This window comes from Methylorubrum zatmanii (assembly GCF_014845115.1).
Classification (GTDB): Bacteria; Pseudomonadota; Alphaproteobacteria; order Rhizobiales; family Beijerinckiaceae; genus Methylobacterium; species Methylobacterium zatmanii.
Window position 1 is genome coordinate 1 of record NZ_NKUI01000103.1, and the last position, 17,911, is coordinate 17,911.

Here is a 17,911-nt window from a genome sequence, read left to right on the forward strand (position 1 = left end):
GGCGGAGGCCGCCATGCTCGGCGGTCTGGTGCAGGCGCCCTCCCGGCTCGCGCCCAACCGCAACCTGAAGGCGGCGCAGGCGCGCGCCGTCCAAGTGCTCGCGGCCATGGAGGAGCTCGGTTTCGCCAAGCCGGCGGATGTGAAGCTCGCCCTCGCCCAGCCGGCGCGGCCCGCCTCGACCCGCGGCGGCGGCTCGCCGAACTATGTCGCCGACCTCGTGATGGATGTGCTCGACGACTTCCTGCCGAAATTCGACGAGGACATCGTCGTTTCCACCACCGTGGATGCCGGCTTCCAGGCGGCGGCCGAGAAGGCCCTCACCGACGAGCTGAACGCGAAGGGCGCCCGCTACAACGTCGCCCAGGGCGCGCTCGTCTCCATGCGGCCGGACGGGGCGATCCGGGCGCTGGTGGGCGGACGCGATTACGCCCAGAGCCAGTTCAACCGCGCCACCACCGCCAAGCGCCAGCCGGGCTCGGCCTTCAAGCCCTTCGTCTACCTCGCCGCCGTCGAGCGGGGCCTGACGCCCGACACCATGCGCGAGGATGCGCCGGTGCGCATCGGCAACTGGGCGCCGGAGAACTACTCCCATAATTATCGCGGCGCGGTGTCCCTGCGCGAGGCCCTGGCGCTCTCGCTGAACACGGTGGCGGTGAAGCTCGGTCAGGAGGTCGGCCCGAAAGCGGTGGCGCAGACCGCCCAGCGGCTCGGCATCTCCTCCCCGCTCCAGGCCAATGGCTCGATCGCGCTCGGCACCTCGGAGGTGACGCCGCTCGAACTGGTCGGCGCCTATTGCGCCTTCGCCAATGGCGGAACCGGGGTGATCCCTTACGTCATCGCCAACATCAAGAGCGCCACCGGCACGGTTCTCTACAAGCGCGGCGAGGGCGGGCTCGGCCGGGTGATCGACCCGAATGCGGTCGGGATGATGAACGCCATGATGCACGACGTGTTCACCATGGGCACGGCGCGCAAGGCGGACATTCCCGGCTGGGAACTGGCGGGCAAGACCGGCACCAGCCAGGATTTCCGCGACGCGTGGTTCGTCGGCTATTCCGGCAGCCTCGTGACCGGAATCTGGCTCGGCAACGACGATGGCGAGCCCACCAAGAAGGCCTCGGGCGGCAACCTGCCGGCGGATATCTGGAAGGCCTACATGACGACGGCCCTGAAGGGCGAGAAGCCGGTCGGCCTGCCGGGCATGAATCGCTGGCGCGCTCCCAGGCCCGAGGCGCCCGCCGAGCCGCGCGACAGCGGCCCCGGCGGCCTGATTGGGGCGCTGCTCGGCGAGCCGGAGCAGACGGCCTCCGCCCTCCCCCCGCGGCCCGTGCCCGGCGCGCGGGAACGGGGCCCGAGCCGGGACGACCGCAACTTCCTGGAGAAGCTGTTCGGCGTCGGCGAGTAGCCGGTTTCCGAAAATACCCGGCGGGCTGGGGTAGAGCGTCCCGCCGGAAACGGTCGAGCGGTTTCGTGAACGGCGCGAAGCCTGCATGCGGCAGGGCGCCACATTCGCGCCACGTTGCGGGCATGAGCCTGCGGCATCCCGGCCGCCGAGAGAGGGAGCCCGCGTGTCGACCCGTCTGCCCGATCCCCATCCGCAAGGCCTCCGGGCCGTGTATGGGACGGGCGCTACCTCGCCCGCCGGTGATCGGAGCCGAATCTGATGCTGCCGCACCATCGCTGGTTCTGGCTCCTGATCCTGCTCGCTGCGGGCGGGGCCGGGCTTCTCTACAACGTCATCTTCGCGGGCGGGCAAACCCCGGCGGCGGGCTTCACCTACGGTCTCTGCGTGGGCATCGCTGCCCTCGCCTTCGATCGCGGCGTGCTGCTCGCCGGGGTCCAGTCGCGGATCCGGCGCCTGCCGGCCGGACTCTACGTCGTCGCGGCGGAACTCTCCTACGTGGCGATGATCGTCGTCGGGACTGCGCTCGGCGGCTTCGTCGTCTGGCTGCTCGGCCTGACCCAGGACAGCTTGTCGGAAGCGGTGCGCACCACGCCGCGGGTGCTGGCCTACGCGCTGGCGGTCTCGGCGCTGCTCGTCTTCGTGATCCGCATGCGCGACCTGATCGGCGGCGAGGTGTTCATCAACTTCCTCGTCGGGCGCTATCACCGCCCGGTCGAGGAAGAGCGGATCTTCCTGTTCCTCGACGTGGTGGGTTCCACCGCCTTCGCCGAGAACCACGGGGATCTGCGGGCGCAGGAATACCTGAGCGCCGTCTTCGCCACCCTCGCCGAGCCCGTGCGCCGCTTCCACGGCTCGACCGACGATTATATCGGCGACCTGGCCATGATCACTTGGCCGATGGAGCGCGGCCTGAAGGATGCGCGCTGCGTCGAGTGCCTCTTCGCCGTGCGCGCGCGCATCGAGGCGGAGGCGGAGGCCTGGGAGGCTCGCTTCGGCACAGTGCCGCGCCTGCGGGCAGGCATTCACGGTGGCCCGGTGGTGACGGCGGAAGTCGGGGTCGACCGGCACAAGATCGCCTATTTCGGCGATGCGGTGAACGTGGTCGCCCGGGTCGAGGCCCTGTGCCGGCCCCTCGGAGTCGACACCCTGATTTCCGAGGATCTGCTGTCGCGCCTGCCGCGCCTGCCCGAGGGCGTCACCGTCCGCCCGCTCGGCACCCATGCCCTGCGCGGCCGGGGGCAGCCCCTCTCGGTGGCCACCCTCGAACGCCAGCCGGCGGCATCCCTGTCCCAGGACGTGCCGCCTCGGCTGGCCGTCGCACCTTAGGGCGCTTTCCGGCGTCGTGATGCAGGTCGCCGCTCAGCCGGCCCGAAGCAGCAGCAGGATCGCCGCGATCGTCATGACGATCAGGGTCGCGAGAATGCCGCCGCCGCGGCAGGCGAACTGGCGCGGGGAGTTCGCCGGCGCGAGCATGCCGATCGGATGGAGGATGCGGGCGATCACCAGCACGATCAGCAGGCCCCGAACCCAACCATGCGATCCGCCGCCCGCCTCGTAGAGCGCGATCAGCAGCAGGGTGAGCGGCACATATTCCTGGAAATTGCCGTGGGAGCGGATGCGCCTCTGAAGCGAGTCCTGTCCGCCATCCCCGAACAGGACGCTGCCGCTGAGCCGTCCTCCGATCACCCAGCCGGACAAGCCGGCATAGATCAGGCCCAGGATCGCTGCGTAGAAGGCTGTCGTCGTCGGAAACATCACAGCGAAGAACTCCGGTGAAGCGTCGGTTCAGGGGTTGACGCGGAGGGCGGACACGGCGTCGCCCGCGTGAGGGGCGAATGTCGTCGGCGCTTCGCACAAGAGGATTATGCGCGCCTTGTTCCGCCCTACACGCAATTGGGAACCGTGATCCCACTCGATCCGCCGGCCTCATGTTCCTCCGCTTGATCCCTTCGGAATGGCGGATGGCGTCGTCGCTCGGACGCCGCGCGGGTTCGCCGATCCTACACCGGTCCAGGGCATCCTTCACCACGCTGGAACTTATAGACCGTCAGATGTTGCGGTCAGGCTTTGCAATCGGGCATGCGGACCGGGCTGAACCGCGACGCGGCGGTGTGAGAGGGGGTGCAGGTGGATGGCAAGCTGATCGCGGTGGCCAATATGAAGGGCGGCGTCGGCAAGACCACGACCGTGGTCATGCTCGCCGAGGCCTTCGCTGCGGATGGGGCTCGGGTTCTGGTGATCGATCTCGATCCGCAGGCGAGCGTGTCCGTCTGTCTGGCGGGCGACCGGCTGCTGGGTGAGATGATCGCCCGCGGGCGCACCCTTGAGGCCTATCTCGCGCTCAAGCTCATCACCCGCCACAAGCCGGACCTGCGGGCCCGCATCCAGCCCGGCATCAGCCTGACCATCCACAAGAATGCGCCGCTCTCGCTCTCGCTGCTCCCCTCCGGCCCGCATCTGCGCCTCGTGGAGCGCGAGATCCTGTACGAGCTGACCGAGCGGAAATTCTCGATGCACGCCATCGAGGACAGGCTGTGGACGATCTTTCAGGACGATTTCGTGCCGCTGGCCAAGAGCTACGACTACGTCTTCTTCGATTGTGCGCCGGGCATCTCGCCGATGACCGAGGTGGCGGTGCGCGCCTCCGACCTCGTCCTCGTCACCTCGATCCCGGATTTCCTGTCCACTTACGGGCTCAACGCTTTCGTCGAGACGATCTGGCGGCGCTCCAGCCGGCAGGCGAGCCAGATCGCCCCGAAGAGCGCGCCGCACGTCCTCGTCACCCGCTTCCAGGCCCAGGTCCGGCAGCATCAGCAGACCTTGGCTCGCCTTCAGGCGGAAGCGGAGGCCGAGGATGCCGGCTTCAAGCTTCTCGAAACCCGTATCCCGCAGGCGGCGGCCCTGGCCGACGCGCTGGTTCCCAGCCCCGGCGCGCCACCGACCTTTTCCGCCAAATACGGCGCCCATGTTCCGAGTGTGTTGATTCCCCTCGTCGCGGAAGTGAAGGACATCCTCCATGGCTCTTGATGTCGACGGCAACGCGGTGATGCAGGCGATTGCCTCCGCGCCGGAGGCGTTCCCCGACATCCGCGCCGAGATCCCCAGGGCGGCCCGCGCCCTGGTCGTGAAGCAGCTGAAGGCACGCAGCCTGCGCGTGGCGTCCCTGCGCCTCATCCGCGAGGTGCTCGGCACCGAGAGCTTCGCCCTGATCGCCGATGGCATGAGCGAGGGGGAGGTGAAGGGACTCGTGACCCGCCTCGATCCTCACCACCCTTCCCTGAAGACGGCGACACCGGGTTGGCACCGCCACCGCCTGGCCGCCCTGGCTGCGGGCGACGCCCCCTTCCGCAAGGGCGAGGAGCGCGTCGAGGCGGGATCGCAGCCGGTTCCGGCGGCCGAGGCGCAGCCGGAGCGCGCCCTCGGTAGCCGCCCCTTCGCCGCGATCTGGGACGGCAAGGATCACGATCCGCCCGCTGGCCGGGAGGACCGGGACAAGAAGGGGAAGTCCAAGAAGGACAAAGCCGAAAAGGCCAAGAAGAAGGGCTGATACGGGATCCGCGCTGACGCTCGCGATGACCGAGCGCGGCAAATCCCGAGGCGATCGACCAGACACGGTATGAAGCGTCGACCTTCAGCGAGCGATCGGGCCGCGGCCTACCGCTCGTCCGGGAACAGGACCGCATAATCCTCTTCGAGGGCGGACAGCCGGCCTTGGCCTTCCAGTACGGCGACCCGGTGCTGGCGCACGACGCCGAGCAGGCCGTCGGCCATCTCCGCCTCGCCGCAGAGTCGCGCACGATCCGAGATCCGGGACAGCTGCTCGGCCATCAGGCTGTCGATTCGGATCCCCTCCGTCAGCATCCGCATCAGGCTCAGCATGTCGTCGCGGGCGGGCAGGGATCGCTGGGGTCTCGGAGGTTCTCGGTCTGTCACGGTGCTCGCAGAGATCTCGCCAACAACGCGGATCAGGCTGGCGGCACACTCTGTCGGCGGCTACCGCATAGGATAGGAACGCCGCGCTTTTCCCTCGCGCGAGCCATGCATTCTCAGCTTGGCGCGGGATGCCTCTTCCCGCCGGGATCGCACAGACGAAAAAGGGGCCGCCTCGCGGCGACCCCTCTGCCATCTCTCGCTGGGAGCCTGGACTTAGAAGTCCATGCCGCCCATGCCGCCGCCCGGCATGGCCGGAGCGGGGCTGTCCTTCTTCGGCGCGTCGGCGACCATGGCTTCCGTGGTCACCAGCAGGCCGGCGACGGAGGCCGCGTCCTGCAGGGCGGTACGGACCACCTTGGCCGGATCGACGATGCCGGCCTGGATCATGTCGACATACTCTTCGGTCTGGGCGTTGAAGCCGAAGGTCTCCGAGGAGGTGTTGTCGGTGATCTTGCCGACCACGATCGAGCCCTCGACGCCCGCGTTCTGGGCGATCTGACGGATCGGGGCCTCAAGCGCCTTGAGGACGATCTTGATGCCGGCCTGGACGTCCGGAACGTCGGACTTCAGCTCGGCGACCGCCTTCTTGGCGCGGAGCAGAGCCGTGCCGCCGCCGGGGACGATGCCCTCTTCCACCGCAGCGCGGGTGGCGTTGAGCGCGTCGTCGACGCGGTCCTTCTTCTCCTTGACCTCGACCTCGGTCGCGCCGCCGACGCGGATCACCGCGACGCCGCCGGCGAGCTTGGCCAGTCGCTCCTGGAGCTTCTCACGGTCGTAGTCCGAGGTGGTCTCCTCGATCTGCGCCTTGATCTGGCCGACGCGGGCCTCGATGTCGGCCTTCTCGCCGAGACCGTCGATGATCGTGGTGTTCTCCTTCTCGATGCGGACGCGCTTGGCGCGGCCGAGCATCGGCAGGGCGACGTTCTCGAGCTTGATGCCGAGATCCTCGGAGATGGTCTGACCCTTGGTGAGGATCGCGATGTCCTCGAGCATCGCCTTGCGGCGATCACCGAAGCCCGGAGCCTTCACGGCAGCGACCTTGAGGCCACCGCGCAGCTTGTTGACGACGAGGGTGGCCAGAGCCTCGCCCTCGATGTCCTCGGCGATGATGAGGAGCGGCTTGCCGGTCTGCACCACGGCCTCGAGGACCGGCAGCATCGGCTGCAGCGAGGAGAGCTTCTTCTCGTGGATGAGGATGTAGGGATCCTCGAGCTCGGCGACCATCTTCTCCGCGTTCGTGACGAAGTACGGGGAGAGGTAGCCGCGGTCGAACTGCATGCCCTCGACGACGTCGAGTTCCGTGTCGGCGGTCTTGGCCTCCTCGACGGTGATGACGCCCTCGTTGCCCACCTTCTGCATGGCGTGGGCGATCATCTCGCCGATCTCCTTGTCGCCGTTGGCGGAGATCGTGCCGACCTGGGCGACCTCTTCGGAGGAGGCGACCTTCTTGGCGCGGTTCGTGATGTCCTTGACGGCGGCCTGGGTGGCGAGGTCGATGCCGCGCTTCAGGTCCATCGGGTTGATGCCGGCGGCGACGAACTTGGCGCCCTCGCGGACGATGGCCTGGGCCAACACGGTCGCGGTGGTGGTGCCGTCACCGGCGATGTCGTTGGTCTTCGAGGCCACTTCGCGCACCATCTGGGCGCCCATGTTCTCGAACTTGTCGGCGAGCTCGATCTCCTTGGCGACCGTCACACCGTCCTTGGTGATGCGGGGGGCGCCGAAGCTCTTCTCGATGACGACGTTGCGGCCCTTGGGGCCGAGGGTGACCTTGACGGCATCCGCGAGGATGTCGACGCCGCGCAGCATCTTGTCGCGAGCGTCGGCGGAGAAACGAACGTCTTTCGCTGCCATGTGAGTACCTGCCTCAAATGAGAGTGTCGGAAAGCCCTGAAGCCGGCGCGAGGCGGCCTCGAAGGGCGGTGGGACGGGCGGCTGCCTTAGGCGGCGACGACGCCCATGATGTCGGATTCCTTCATGATCAGGAGATCCTGGCCGTCGATCTTGACCTCGGTGCCGGACCACTTGCCGAACAGCACCCGGTCGCCGACCTTGACGTCGAGGGCGTTGACGCGGCCCTGCTCGTCACGGGCGCCCGGACCGACGGCGACGATCTCCCCCTCCTGCGGCTTCTCCTTGGCGGTATCCGGGATGATGATGCCGCCCTTCGTCTTCTCTTCGCTCTCGATGCGGCGGACGACGACGCGGTCGTGCAGCGGACGGAACTTCATGAGCTGCCCTCTTGCTTCAGAATGGCGGTTGGTCTTCATGCGGCCGGGAACCGGCCGCGCTCCACCCTGTTTGTTAGCACTCCTAAGGAGTGAGTGCTAACGACGGCCGCGAGATAGGCGCGCGCCGTTTGCGAGTCAAGGCGCAGCTTTTCCCAGGCTGCGGCGTTTCTGCACGAATTTTTCCAGCGATCCGAATACCGGGGAAAAGCCGTCCCGATGATCAGCCTGCACGGGCCGCAAGGGGCGGTCGATCACGGTGGCTCGGGGAGCGACGGGAGCCTGCCGGCGCAGACCGTCTGGATCGATCTGAACGATCCGACCGCCGAAGAGGCAGCGAAGGTCGAGCGGACGACGGGCATTCGCATCCCATCGCGGTCGGCTCTGAGCGAGGTCGAATCGTCGAGTCGCCTGCGCCGCAACCGGGACGGACTCTCGCTCTCGACGCCGATGGTCACCTTCGACCGTTCGGATTTCAGCCTCAAGCCCCTCGGCTTCCTGCTCACCGCCGATCATTTCGTGACCGTGCGCTACCACGACATGCGGGCGTTCGCGGCGGTGCGCAAGCGTGTGGATGACGGGGACGGCGACGGCAGCACCAGCACGCGGATGTTCCTGCTGGTGGTCGAGGAGTTGGTCGACAACCTCGCCGACCTGCTGGAGGAGATGTCGGGCGACCTCGACAATCTGTCGACCCGCATCTTCGACTTCGATGCCGGCGCCCGGCCCGGCGCCCGCAAGGGCGACGCCACCGCCCCGAAGCGTCGCGACCTCGCGCTGCGCCGCCTTCTCCGTTCGGTCGGGCGCCACGGAAAATCGCTTGCCAAAGTCCGCGCGAGCCTGCTCGGCCTCGGGCGCATCACCGCCTTCGTCAAGAACGAGTGCGATCAGGCTCTCGGTGAGGACGACCTCCCCCGCTTCGACACCCTGGGGCAGGACATCGCCTCGCTCGACGAATTCGAGACCCGTCTCTCCGACACCGTCCAGTTCCTGCTCGACGCGACGCTCGGGCTCATCAACATCGAGCAGAACAACGCCTTCCGCGTTCTCACCGTCGTGTCGGTGGTCGGCGTGCCGCCGACGCTGGTGGCCTCGATCTACGGCATGAACTTCAAGCACATGCCCGAACTCGACTGGGCCTATGGCTATCCGTATGGACTCGCGCTGATCGCCGTCTCGGCCGTTTTGCCGCTCGTCTTCTTCCGTGTGAAGGGGTGGCTGTGAGGTTGGGGAGGCATCAGATCGCGACGAATGCGCAGAGCATTCAGTTGAGGTATTTCTTAAATTATTTGACGGTCGTTTTGCGCGATCTCGAGTTGAATTGTTGTAAATATTTCCAAAAATTTCTAAGAATTTGCGCTAGGCATATTGAAATAAAATCTATAACAACAGGTGTTTATTGAGTTATTTTCGGCATTCATTGGTCCTGGCCACTCGATCCGGGTGCTTGCAATCGTCCGATAACAATCTAGAGTTCGATAATCAAATCCTTTCGAGTGCTGATTCTGGCTTGGATCGTATTTCGGGCGGAGGGTCGAACGATGGAGATACCGGATTTCGTCAAAACGATTTTGAGATCCGCGGCGCCCACCCTTCTGACCGCACTCGGCTTGCCGCCGCCCTTCAGCACGATTGCGGCTTCCGTCGTGTCGGGCGTGCTGGACAAGTACTTACCGGAGCCTGCCGCGCCCGCTGCCGATCCGGCGCAGCCGAAGCCGCCGCTGTCCCCGGCCCAGGTCAAGGACATCGTTCAGTCCAATGCCGGCAATCCGCAGCTCATCTTCGATCTGAAGAAGGCAGAGATGGAACTGCGGCAATACGAGATCAACGCAGGGATCCGCTTCGCCGAGATCGAGGTCGAGGACCGCAAAAGAGCCGGCGATTTCCAGCAGGCGACAGGTTTGGCGCTTCGGACGTTCAATGCCGGCATGACGATCGTCGGGATCGCGATCGTCGGCATGTTCCTGATGATCGCCGGGTCTCTCTACGTCGCACTCGGCAAAATCGAACTCGATCCGAACAAGGCTCAACTGACGACCGCGGCCTTCGGGCTGATCGGAACCGCCGTCGGCTTCATCAACGGCATCGCCGCGACGATCGTGTCGTTCTACTACGGCAGCAGCCAGGGCTCGAAGGAGAAGAGCGACGTCATCTCCGCAGCCGTCCGCAACCTGGGCGAGGGCATCGAGCGGGTAGCCGCACGCGAAGCGGTTCCTTACGCGGGGGCTCCTGCCGCCGACGCGGCTGCTCAGACCGCTCCGATCGGCGCATCCGATGCGCTTCCCTTGGAGCCCGCCAAGCCGGCCGATGCGGACACCCTCCGTGAGGCGCTCGATGGGCTGACGAAGCCCCATCACCTCTTTCCGGAGAGCGTGAACTGGGCCCTGCAGAAGCAGGGAATCGCCATCGACGGTGCCGCGCCTCAGGGCACCTACGGACAACCGGTGACCGTCGGGAAGATCTGGACGCGATACGGCGAGGTCTGCGCCGCCAATGCCCGCACCTACGGCGTACCGGTCGAATTGATCGTGGCGACGATCGCCGCCGAGAGTTCGGGCGATCCGAACGCGCGGCGCCGGGAACCGCGAGTCAACGACGAGAGCGTCGGACTGATGCAGACCCTCGTTCAGACGGCGCGCGGTGCACTCGGCCGCCGGACGCTCAAGGCCGACGACCTGCTCGATCCGGCAACCTCGATCGCCGCCGGCACGGCCTACATCGCGCAGCAGCGCGTGCAGACGCATTTCGATCCTCCGCTGGTCGCGGCGGCCTACAATGCCGGTTCCCTGCGCCGTGACGACGGAATCAAGAATCGCTGGCGGATCTATTGCTACCCGGCGGGGACGGGCCAGCATATCGACCGCTGGATCGGCTGGTTCAACGACTGCATGCTGCTCTCGGCCAAGGATGGCTGGGGGTCTGGAGGCACGCCGAGCTTCGCCGTCGCGCTCGGTGCCGCCACCGGTGTCGCGAGGCCGTTCATCAGCAAATCCGGCGCGGACTACCCGCCCCTCCCGAACTTCCGTCCGCTGAAGGACACGGCCGCGCGTCAGGCCCTGTTCGGAACCTTCGCCTACGTCCTCGATCCGCAGCCGAACAATCCGGAGCATATCAGAATCACGGACGGATGGGACGCGCATGAGATCGTGAACGTAACCGTCTCTGCCGGGAGCGTCGCGGGTCGGCCGGGGCCGTTCGCCTTTCCCTTCAACCGCAGGGCGGCGCCGCAATTGCAGGCGCTCTGGGCCGAGTGGGAGCGGGAGGGGCTTTTTGATCGCATCCTAACGTTCGACGGCAGCTTCGTGCCGCGCCTCATCAGGGGATCGAAGGCATCGCTCAGCTGTCACGCCTTCGGAGCGGCTTTCGACATCAATGCCGCTTTCAACCCGCTCAACCAGATGCCGCCGCTGGCCGGCAAGAAGGGATCGGTGCGCGAACTCGTCGAGATCGCCAACAAGCACGGCTTCTTCTGGGGCGGCCATTTCCGTACGCGTCTCGACGGGATGCACTTCGAGGTCTCGAAGCTGTTGTAGGACCGGGCACCGGCATGGGCTACGGGGCAATGGGCTACGGGGCAGAGGACCGGCGAAGCCCGGCTTTCAGCCCCGACGGGCCCGTCCGGGTGTTCAGGCTTTTTTCGGCTCTCGCCGCAAATCTGCCGTCGCGCGCTCCGAACGGACGGCAGACCCCGAGCGGGACCGATCATCCATGGCCGTCATCGCCGCCTTCGTCCTCAATGCCGGGCTGAACTTCGTCCTCGGCATCGCCATCGCCCGGATGCTCGGGCCGGCGGATTTCGGCCGCTTCGCCCTCGCGACGGCGGGGGCGGTGGTGCTCAACACCCTGCTGTTCGAATGGCTGCGGCTCTCGGCGACGCGTTTCTATTCGGCGCGGGTGCGCGAGGCCGAGCCCTGGATCCGCCAGGGGCTCGACCGGGCCTACGCCGTCGTCGCCCTCGCCCTGTTCGCCGCCGCCGCCCTCTGCGCCGGGCTCGGGCTCGCCGTCGATCCGACGCCGGAGGGTCGTCTGGTCATGACCGCCGGCACCATGGTCGCGGCCATCGGTATCGGCCTGTTCGACTATCACGCGGCGCTCGCCCGCGCCCGCTTCATCGGCGGCGCCTATCTTCGGCTGGTGGTGTGGAAGAACGCCCTCGCCTTCGTGCTGATGGCCGGCACTGCCTGGCTGTTTCCCCAGCCGGTCTGGGTGCTGATCGCCGGGGGGATGAGCCAGTTTCTGGCGGTGCTGCCCCTGCGCAAGATCCTCGGGGACGCGCCCGCCCTCCCCCATGGCCGGGGTCGTGAGACCCTGCGCCTGTTCGCGGTGTACGGCCTGCCTCTGATCGCGGCCAACGCCGTCTACCAGATCATGCCGTTCCTCAACCGCAGTGCCATCGCCGGCACGGCCGGCTTCGCCGAGGCGGGCTATTTCGCCCTCGCCGCCGATCTCGGATCGCGGGCCTTCTCGACGCTGGGTGCCGCCCTCGATCTGCTGCTGTTCCAGATCGCCGTGCAGGCGGAGGAGCATCACGGCCGCGAGGCGGCGGAGGCGCAGGTGTCGCGCAACATCGCCGTGGTGGTGGCGCTGCTCCTGCCCTGCGCGGCGGGCTACTGGGCGGTGACGCCCGCGCTCCAGGCGCTGATCGTGCCCGAGGCCTTCCGGGGGCCGTTCGCGGATTACACCGACCTGTTGATCCCGGGGCTGTTCTGCCTCTCGATGATGAACTTCGCCCTCAACCCGATCTTCCAGATCCGGCGGCGGACGGGCCCGGTGGTGGCCGCCGCGCTGCTGGGGCTCGCCGTCAATGGCCTCGGCCTCCTGCTCCTGCCCCGGCTGATGGGACCGATGGGCGTCGCCGTCGCCCAGACGCTGGGCCTCGTCGCGGCGGTCGTCCTGCTCGGCGCCCGCGCCCTGAGCGGCCGCAACCGCCTGCGCCTGCCGGGACGCGACCTCGCCCTCACCGCCGGTGCCTGCCTCGCCATGCTGCTGACGGTCCTGCCGTTCCGCGGCCTGGAGCCGCTGCTCGCCCTGCCGGCCTGCATCGGCGCAGGCGTGCTGGTCTACGGCGCGCTCGTCTGGTTCCTCGATATCGCCGGACTGCGCAGCACGGTGCGGGAGCGGTTCCCGAAGCGGCTGCCGGCGGTGGTCCGGTAGGAGGGGCTCAAGCCCGGCCCGTCAAGTCCGGCGTGTCGCCTCCCGCTTGCCACGCCCGCTCAATCGGGGTTTGGTCCGGCCGGTTGAGAAAAATGTCCAGAAGAAGCCTGGGACGGAAACGATGACCACATACGCGCCGGCCAGCGAGCAGGAGGCGGCCGCCATCGTGGCGCAGGCCGCCGGCCGGTCGGAACCGCTGCGTCTCGTCGGCGGCGGCACCAAGGCCGCGTTCGGCCGCCCGCCCCAGGACGAGGCGACGCTCTCGGCCGCCGGCCTCACCGGGATCACCCTGTACGAGCCGGCGGAGATGGTGGTCGCGGCCCGTGCGGGGACGCCGCTCGCCGAGGTCGAGGCGCTGCTCGCCGGGCGGGGGCAGATGCTGCCGTTCGAGCCGATGGACCACCGCCCGCTCCTCGGCTCCAGCGGCGAGCCGACCTTCGGCGCCGTGGCGGCGGCCAACAATTCCGGTCCGCGCCGGATCAATGCGGGCGCGGCCCGCGACAGCCTGATCGGCGTGCGTTTCGTCAACGGCAGGGGCCAGCCGATCAAGTCCGGCGGGCGGGTGATGAAGAACGTCACCGGCCTCGATCTCGTGAAGCTGATGTCCGGCTCCTGGGGGACGCTCGGCCTTCTGACCGAGGTCACCTTCAAGGTGCTGCCGGTGCAGGAGCGGGTGGCGACCCTGGTGCTGGCGGGGCTCGTCGACACGGAGGCGGTGGAGGCGCTCTCGGCGGCTCTCGGCTCACCCTTCGAACTGACCGGTGCCGCCCACCTGCCGGCGGGCATCGCCGGGCCCGAGCCGCGCACCCTGATGCGCGTCGAGGGCTTCGCCTCATCGGTGGGCTACCGCCTCGGCGAGCTGCGCCGCCTGCTGCGGCGCCATGGGGACGCGCAGATCGTCGAGGGCGCGGACAGCGCCGCGCTCTGGCGGGCGGTGCGCGACGGCACCCCCCTGGCCGAGCCCCGCGAGGCCGCGGTCTGGCGCATCTCCACCGCTCCGACCCATGGGCCGGCGGTGACCGCCGCGATTGCGGCCGGCCGCCCCGCGCGCTGGTTCTACGATTGGGGCGGCGGCCTGATCTGGCTCGCCACCGATGCCTCCGACGATGCCGGGGCCGCCGTGATCCGTGCCGCGGTAAAGGCGGCGGGGACCGGCCATGCCACGCTGGTGCGGGCACCCGAGGCCACCCGCGCGGCGGTCCCCGTGTTCGAGCCGCTGCCCGAGCCGCTGATGCGGATCACCGCCGGGATCAAGGCGGCGCACGATCCGGCGGGCATCTTCAACCCCGGCCGGATGTATGCCGGAATTTGATCGCGGTTTCGTTGAGACCCTCGTCCTTTTCCAGCGAAGCCACGATCCGGTGGGCTGGAGCGATCGGTCGAAGCTGGACGGGGCGGGCCGTCTCGGAAGGTGCCCCATGCTGAAACTCGTGCTCTCGCTCGCGCTTCTGGGCGTGCTGGTCCTGATGGTGGTGCGGCGGCGGCACCTCACCATCCTGATGGGGGTCGCGAGCCTGATCGGCTCGGTCCTCGCCCTGATCTGGCTCCAGGATCTGGGGCTCCTGCCCGGCACCCAGGGGCCACTCACCCATGCGCGGCCGCAGACCCTTCAGGACATCCGCCGCTAAGGCGTCGCCGCGAAAGCGCGTCACCGGTTGGTGCGCGAAATGACCTGGGGGCCGAACCAACGCGATGGAACTCCGGCGGTTCTCGTGCGTCTGCCGCGGGAATGCCGGTCTCCACATCGAGGCCCGTCCGAGTGGAGCCCACCGTTGCGCAACCTTCTCCTTCTGCTGATCCTGCTCGCGGGTGGTTTCGTGCTGACGGCGATGTATATCGCGCCGGGTCAGCCCGAGCTGCGCGGCTGGTACGAGAGCCATGCCTGCGAGCATCTCGACCGGATCAGCCCGAAGATCTGCGAGCCGATCCGTGCCGCCAGGGGCGGCGAGCGCATCTGAGGTCACGCTTGCGCCGGGCATTCGACTGGTTTTTTCGCGATCGCCGGGACGGTCGGATCGTGATCGGCCAATGGCCGAACCTCCCGCTCTGGATCTTCGCCGTCGCCGCCGGCCTGGAATGGCTCGCCGAGGCGCTGATGCCCGGCCTGCCGGCTCCGCTGATCGCGGGCCTTCGGATCGTCGCCCTGGTGAGCCTCGCCATCTGGGCGCTCGATGAGATCCTCCGGGGCGTGAATCCCTGGCGCCGCTGCCTCGGTGCCGGCGTGCTGCTCGGGCTGATCGTCAGCCTCGCGGGCCGCCTGTGACCGCTTCCGCCCCATACGACCTTCTCGTCATCGGCGGCGGCATCAACGGAGCCGGTATCGCCCGCGACGCTGCCGGCCGGGGCCTGCGGGTGCTGCTCTGCGAGAAGGGCGATCTGGCCGAGCACACCTCGTCCGCCTCGACCAAGCTGATCCATGGCGGCCTCCGCTACCTCGAACGATACGAGTTCCGGCTGGTGCGCGAGGCCCTGGCCGAGCGTGAGCGCCTGATGCGGCTCGCGCCGCACATCGTCTGGCCCCTGCGCTTCGTCCTGCCGCACGATGCCGGCCTGCGCCCGGCCTGGATGCTGCGGCTCGGGCTGTTCCTCTACGACCACCTGAGCCGGTTGCGGGCCTTGCCCGGCTCGCGATCCCTGCGCCTGACCCGCGACGGCGTCGGCGCGCCGCTTCAGCCGCGGCTGACGAGAGGTTTCGCCTATTCCGATTGCTGGGTCGAGGACAGCCGCCTCGTCGTGCTCAACGCCCTCGACGCGGTCGAGAGGGGAGCGGTGCTGCGCACCCGGACGGCCGTGGAATCCGCCCGGCGCGAGGACGGTGCCTGGACCGCAACCCTCTACGATACCGTCACCCGCCGCCGGGACAGTGTGCGGGCCAAGGTCGTCGTCAACGCCGCCGGCCCCTGGGTCGGCCAGACCTTGCTGCAAACGCTCTCGGTCGAGGCACGGCCGAAGGTGCGGCTGGTCAAGGGCAGCCATATCGTGGTCCGGCGGCTCTATCCGGGCGACCAAGCCTATATCCTGCAGCAGCCCGACCGCCGCATCGTCTTCGCCATCCCCTACGAGCGCGACTTCACCCTGATCGGCACCACCGACGTGCCCTACGAGGCCGGTCCCGGTCCCGTCGGCATCTCGGTCGAGGAGACGCGCTACCTCTGTGCTTGCATCAACCGCTCCTTCGCCCGGTCCATCGGCCCGGACGACGTGGTGTGGAGCTTTTCCGGCCTGCGCCCGCTCTATGATGATGCGGCCGAGAGCGCCTCCGCCGTCACCCGGGATTACGTGCTCGATCTCGAGACGGAGGGACCGCCGGTTCTCTCGGTGTTCGGAGGCAAGATCACCACCTATCGCCGGCTCGCGGAGCACGTCCTGGAGAAATTGCGACCCCACCTGCCGGATTGGAAACCGGCTTGGACGGGGCAGACGCCGCTGCCCGGCGGCGATATGGAGGAGGCGGATTTCGACCGCTTCCTCCGGCGGGTCGCGGCCCAGTACCCGTTTCTCCCCGAAGCGACGGCCCGCCGCCTCGCCCGCGCCTACGGCACCCGTATCGCCCGCCTGCTCGGCGATGCGGCCTCGCTCGCCGATCTCGGCGAGACGTTCGGCGGCGATCTCAGCGCCCGCGAGGTCGATTACCTCGTGCGGGAGGAGCGGGCGCGCACGTCGGACGACATCCTCTGGCGCCGCTCGAAGCTCGGTCTGCGGACCACCCGGGACGAGGTCGCGCGGCTCGGGCGCTATCTCAGCGCGGCCGGTCTTCAGCGGCCGTAGACATCCTCGACCCGGATGATGTCGTCCTCGCCTGTATAGCTGCCGACCTGCACCTCGATCAGTTCGAGGGGGATCTTTCCGGGGTTGGTCAGCCGGTGCATCGAGCCGATCGGCAGATAGACCGCCTCGTTCTCATGCACGAGGAGGATCTGCTCGTTGAGCGTCACCTCCGCCGTGCCCTTCACCACGACCCAATGCTCGGCCCGGTGAAAGTGCTTCTGCAGCGAGAGCCGCCCGCCCGGTGTGACCATGATCCGCTTCACCTGGAAGCGTTCGCCGATATCGATGCGCTGGTACCAGCCCCAGGGCCGGTAGATCCGGCGATGGGCGTCCGCCTCCGGATGGGCCTTCTCCCGCAGGACGCCGACCAGATCCTTGACCTTGCCGGAATGGGCCTTCGCGGCGACCAGCACCGCGTCGGGGGTCGAGACGACCACCACGTCATCGAGCCCGACCACGGTGGTGAGCCCGTCGCCCTCGCTGTGCACGAGGCTGCCCGTCGTCTCCACCAGCTCGACCCGGCCGCGCACCGCATTGCCGTGGGCGTCCCGCTCCAGCACCTGCCAGACCGCGTCCCAGGTGCCGACATCCGACCACGCGAAGGACACCTTGAGCACCCCGGCACGGGTGGTGCGCTCCATAACGGCATAATCGATCGAGGTTTTCGGCGCCTGCGCGAAGGCGCTCGCTTCGAGCCGGATGAAATCGAGGTCGGTGGCGGCCTTCGCCAAGGCCCCTCGGGCGGCCTCCAGCACCTGCGGCGCATGGGCCTCCAGTTCGGCGATCATCACGTCGGCGCGGAACAGGAAATAGCCCGAATTCCACAGGGCGCCCTCCCCGATCAGCCGCTCGGCCCCGGCCGCGTCCGGCTTCTCGACGAAGCGCGCGACCCGGTGGAGATCGGGCGCGCCGGGGATGGCCTCACCCGTGCGGATATAGCCGTATTCGGTGGCGGCCCGGGTCGGCGTGATGCCGAGGGTCATGATCTGGCCGAGCCGGGCGCCGATGGCGGCCTGCTGCGCGGCCTGGGTGAAGGCGGCGGAATCCTCGATGACGTGGTCGGCGGCCATCACCAGCACCACCGTCTCCGGCCCCAGGCGGGCGCCGTGCAGGGCGGCCACCGCCACGGCGGCGGCGGAATCGCGCCGCTCGGGTTCGAGCAGGATGTCGGCGGCGATGCGGGCCTGCGCCAGCTGCTCGGCGACGATGAAGCGGGACTCGGCCGAGGCGATCACGGTGGGCCGGGCGAACACGCTGCCATCGGCGACCCGGCGGACCGTCGCCTGGAAGGTCGAGGTCTCGGGATCGACCAGCGGCGTGAACTGCTTGGGCATGCTCTCGCGCGAGGCCGGCCACAGCCGCGTGCCCGAGCCGCCGCACAGGATCACGGGCAGGATGTTTTCCCGACTCGCCTCGGCCATCG

At 68.3% G+C, this 17,911-nt stretch carries 17 protein-coding genes; 12 read left to right on the forward strand and 5 right to left on the reverse strand.

From position 1 onward, the window contains the following. Together MZTS_RS13480 and MZTS_RS13485 are read left to right on the forward strand one after the other, a co-directional pair. Positions 1-1,405, forward strand: a 1,405-nt coding sequence (locus MZTS_RS13480) for a transglycosylase domain-containing protein (RefSeq protein WP_281397045.1), incomplete at its 5' end; no start/stop codon positions are given. Between the two features lie 258 nt (positions 1,406-1,663). Next, positions 1,664-2,731, forward strand: a complete 1,068-nt coding sequence (locus MZTS_RS13485) for an adenylate/guanylate cyclase domain-containing protein (RefSeq protein WP_192284236.1) — start codon at positions 1,664-1,666, stop codon at positions 2,729-2,731. Between the two features lie 33 nt (positions 2,732-2,764). On the opposite strand, the gene MZTS_RS13490 is transcribed toward MZTS_RS13485, so the two are convergent. Then, the gene (locus MZTS_RS13490) at positions 2,765-3,163 is read right to left on the reverse strand and encodes an MAPEG family protein (RefSeq protein ID WP_192284237.1); all 399 of its coding nucleotides are present in this window, start codon (positions 3,161-3,163) and stop codon (positions 2,765-2,767) included. Between the two features lie 369 nt (positions 3,164-3,532). Between MZTS_RS13490 and MZTS_RS13495 the strand changes: the two genes are divergently transcribed. Together MZTS_RS13495 and MZTS_RS13500 are read left to right on the forward strand one after the other, a co-directional pair. Continuing rightward, on the forward strand, positions 3,533-4,432 hold the full coding sequence (locus MZTS_RS13495; RefSeq protein WP_192284238.1) for an AAA family ATPase: 900 nt from the start codon (positions 3,533-3,535) through the stop codon (positions 4,430-4,432). Beyond that, complete coding sequence (locus tag MZTS_RS13500) at positions 4,422-4,952, forward strand: hypothetical protein (RefSeq protein ID WP_192284239.1); 531 nt, start codon at positions 4,422-4,424, stop codon at positions 4,950-4,952. The genes MZTS_RS13495 and MZTS_RS13500 overlap by 11 nt, the downstream gene beginning before the upstream one ends. A 107-nt stretch (positions 4,953-5,059) precedes the next feature. On the opposite strand, the gene MZTS_RS13505 is transcribed toward MZTS_RS13500, so the two are convergent. From MZTS_RS13505 to groES, 3 genes are all read right to left on the reverse strand, one after another. Further along, the gene (locus MZTS_RS13505; protein ID WP_246482111.1) at positions 5,060-5,284 is read right to left on the reverse strand and encodes a hypothetical protein; all 225 of its coding nucleotides are present in this window, start codon (positions 5,282-5,284) and stop codon (positions 5,060-5,062) included. Between the two features lie 267 nt (positions 5,285-5,551). Then, positions 5,552-7,192: a chaperonin GroEL gene (gene groL, locus MZTS_RS13510; protein ID WP_192284240.1), complete on the reverse strand. Its 1,641-nt coding sequence runs from the start codon at positions 7,190-7,192 to the stop codon at positions 5,552-5,554. An 86-nt stretch (positions 7,193-7,278) separates the two neighbouring features. Then, entirely contained in the window at positions 7,279-7,569 is a 291-nt protein-coding gene (gene groES, locus MZTS_RS13515; protein WP_012457015.1) for a co-chaperone GroES, read from the reverse strand. A gap of 216 nt (positions 7,570-7,785) precedes the next feature. Between groES and MZTS_RS13520 the strand changes: the two genes are divergently transcribed. The 8 genes from MZTS_RS13520 (at position 7,786) to glpD (ending at position 16,488) form a co-directional block, all read left to right on the forward strand. Then, positions 7,786-8,790: a magnesium transporter CorA family protein gene (locus MZTS_RS13520; RefSeq protein ID WP_192284241.1), complete on the forward strand. Its 1,005-nt coding sequence runs from the start codon at positions 7,786-7,788 to the stop codon at positions 8,788-8,790. A gap of 422 nt (positions 8,791-9,212) precedes the next feature. Further along, complete coding sequence (locus tag MZTS_RS13525) at positions 9,213-11,099, forward strand: transglycosylase SLT domain-containing protein (protein ID WP_192284242.1); 1,887 nt, start codon at positions 9,213-9,215, stop codon at positions 11,097-11,099. Positions 11,100-11,274: 175 nt separating this feature from the next. Next, entirely contained in the window at positions 11,275-12,720 is a 1,446-nt protein-coding gene (locus MZTS_RS13530) for a lipopolysaccharide biosynthesis protein (protein WP_192284243.1), read from the forward strand. A gap of 121 nt (positions 12,721-12,841) precedes the next feature. Next, positions 12,842-14,032 carry a glycolate oxidase subunit GlcE gene (glcE, locus tag MZTS_RS13535; RefSeq protein WP_192284244.1) on the forward strand — a complete coding sequence of 397 codons (1,191 nt, stop codon included), beginning with the start codon at positions 12,842-12,844 and terminating at the stop codon, positions 14,030-14,032. A 106-nt stretch (positions 14,033-14,138) separates the two neighbouring features. Continuing rightward, the gene (locus MZTS_RS13540) at positions 14,139-14,348 is read left to right on the forward strand and encodes a hypothetical protein (protein WP_009864345.1); all 210 of its coding nucleotides are present in this window, start codon (positions 14,139-14,141) and stop codon (positions 14,346-14,348) included. A gap of 144 nt (positions 14,349-14,492) precedes the next feature. After that, positions 14,493-14,678, forward strand: a complete 186-nt coding sequence (locus tag MZTS_RS13545; protein ID WP_009864346.1) for a hypothetical protein — start codon at positions 14,493-14,495, stop codon at positions 14,676-14,678. Between the two features lie 8 nt (positions 14,679-14,686). Continuing rightward, positions 14,687-14,983, forward strand: a complete 297-nt coding sequence (locus tag MZTS_RS13550) for a hypothetical protein (protein ID WP_192284245.1) — start codon at positions 14,687-14,689, stop codon at positions 14,981-14,983. Beyond that, positions 14,980-16,488 (forward strand): glycerol-3-phosphate dehydrogenase, encoded by a 1,509-nt coding sequence (gene glpD / locus MZTS_RS13555; protein WP_192284246.1) that lies wholly within the window; start codon positions 14,980-14,982, stop codon positions 16,486-16,488. The genes MZTS_RS13550 and glpD overlap by 4 nt, the downstream gene beginning before the upstream one ends. Here the strand turns inward: glpD and MZTS_RS13560 are convergent. After that, positions 16,476-17,909: a mannose-1-phosphate guanylyltransferase/mannose-6-phosphate isomerase gene (locus MZTS_RS13560; protein ID WP_192284247.1), complete on the reverse strand. Its 1,434-nt coding sequence runs from the start codon at positions 17,907-17,909 to the stop codon at positions 16,476-16,478. The two genes, glpD and MZTS_RS13560, sit on opposite strands and share 13 nt — an antisense overlap. Between the last annotated feature and the right edge of the window lie 2 nt (positions 17,910-17,911).

What these genes read in the sequence shown, in the direction of transcription:
- MZTS_RS13485 (WP_192284236.1), top strand. Translation starts at nt 1,664, where the DNA reads ATGCTGCCGCACCATCGCTGGTTCTGGCTCCTGATCCTGCTCGCTGCG.
- MZTS_RS13530 (WP_192284243.1), top strand. Translation starts at nt 11,275, where the DNA reads ATGGCCGTCATCGCCGCCTTCGTCCTCAATGCCGGGCTGAACTTCGTC.
- MZTS_RS13560 (WP_192284247.1), bottom strand. Translation starts at nt 17,909, where the DNA reads ATGGCCGAGGCGAGTCGGGAAAACATCCTGCCCGTGATCCTGTGCGGC.
- MZTS_RS13500 (WP_192284239.1), top strand. Translation starts at nt 4,422, where the DNA reads ATGGCTCTTGATGTCGACGGCAACGCGGTGATGCAGGCGATTGCCTCC.
- MZTS_RS13505 (WP_246482111.1), bottom strand. Translation starts at nt 5,284, where the DNA reads ATGCTGAGCCTGATGCGGATGCTGACGGAGGGGATCCGAATCGACAGC.
- glcE (WP_192284244.1), top strand. Translation starts at nt 12,842, where the DNA reads ATGACCACATACGCGCCGGCCAGCGAGCAGGAGGCGGCCGCCATCGTG.
- groES (WP_012457015.1), bottom strand. Translation starts at nt 7,569, where the DNA reads ATGAAGTTCCGTCCGCTGCACGACCGCGTCGTCGTCCGCCGCATCGAG.
- groL (WP_192284240.1), bottom strand. Translation starts at nt 7,192, where the DNA reads ATGGCAGCGAAAGACGTTCGTTTCTCCGCCGACGCTCGCGACAAGATG.
- MZTS_RS13520 (WP_192284241.1), top strand. Translation starts at nt 7,786, where the DNA reads ATGATCAGCCTGCACGGGCCGCAAGGGGCGGTCGATCACGGTGGCTCG.
- MZTS_RS13540 (WP_009864345.1), top strand. Translation starts at nt 14,139, where the DNA reads ATGCTGAAACTCGTGCTCTCGCTCGCGCTTCTGGGCGTGCTGGTCCTG.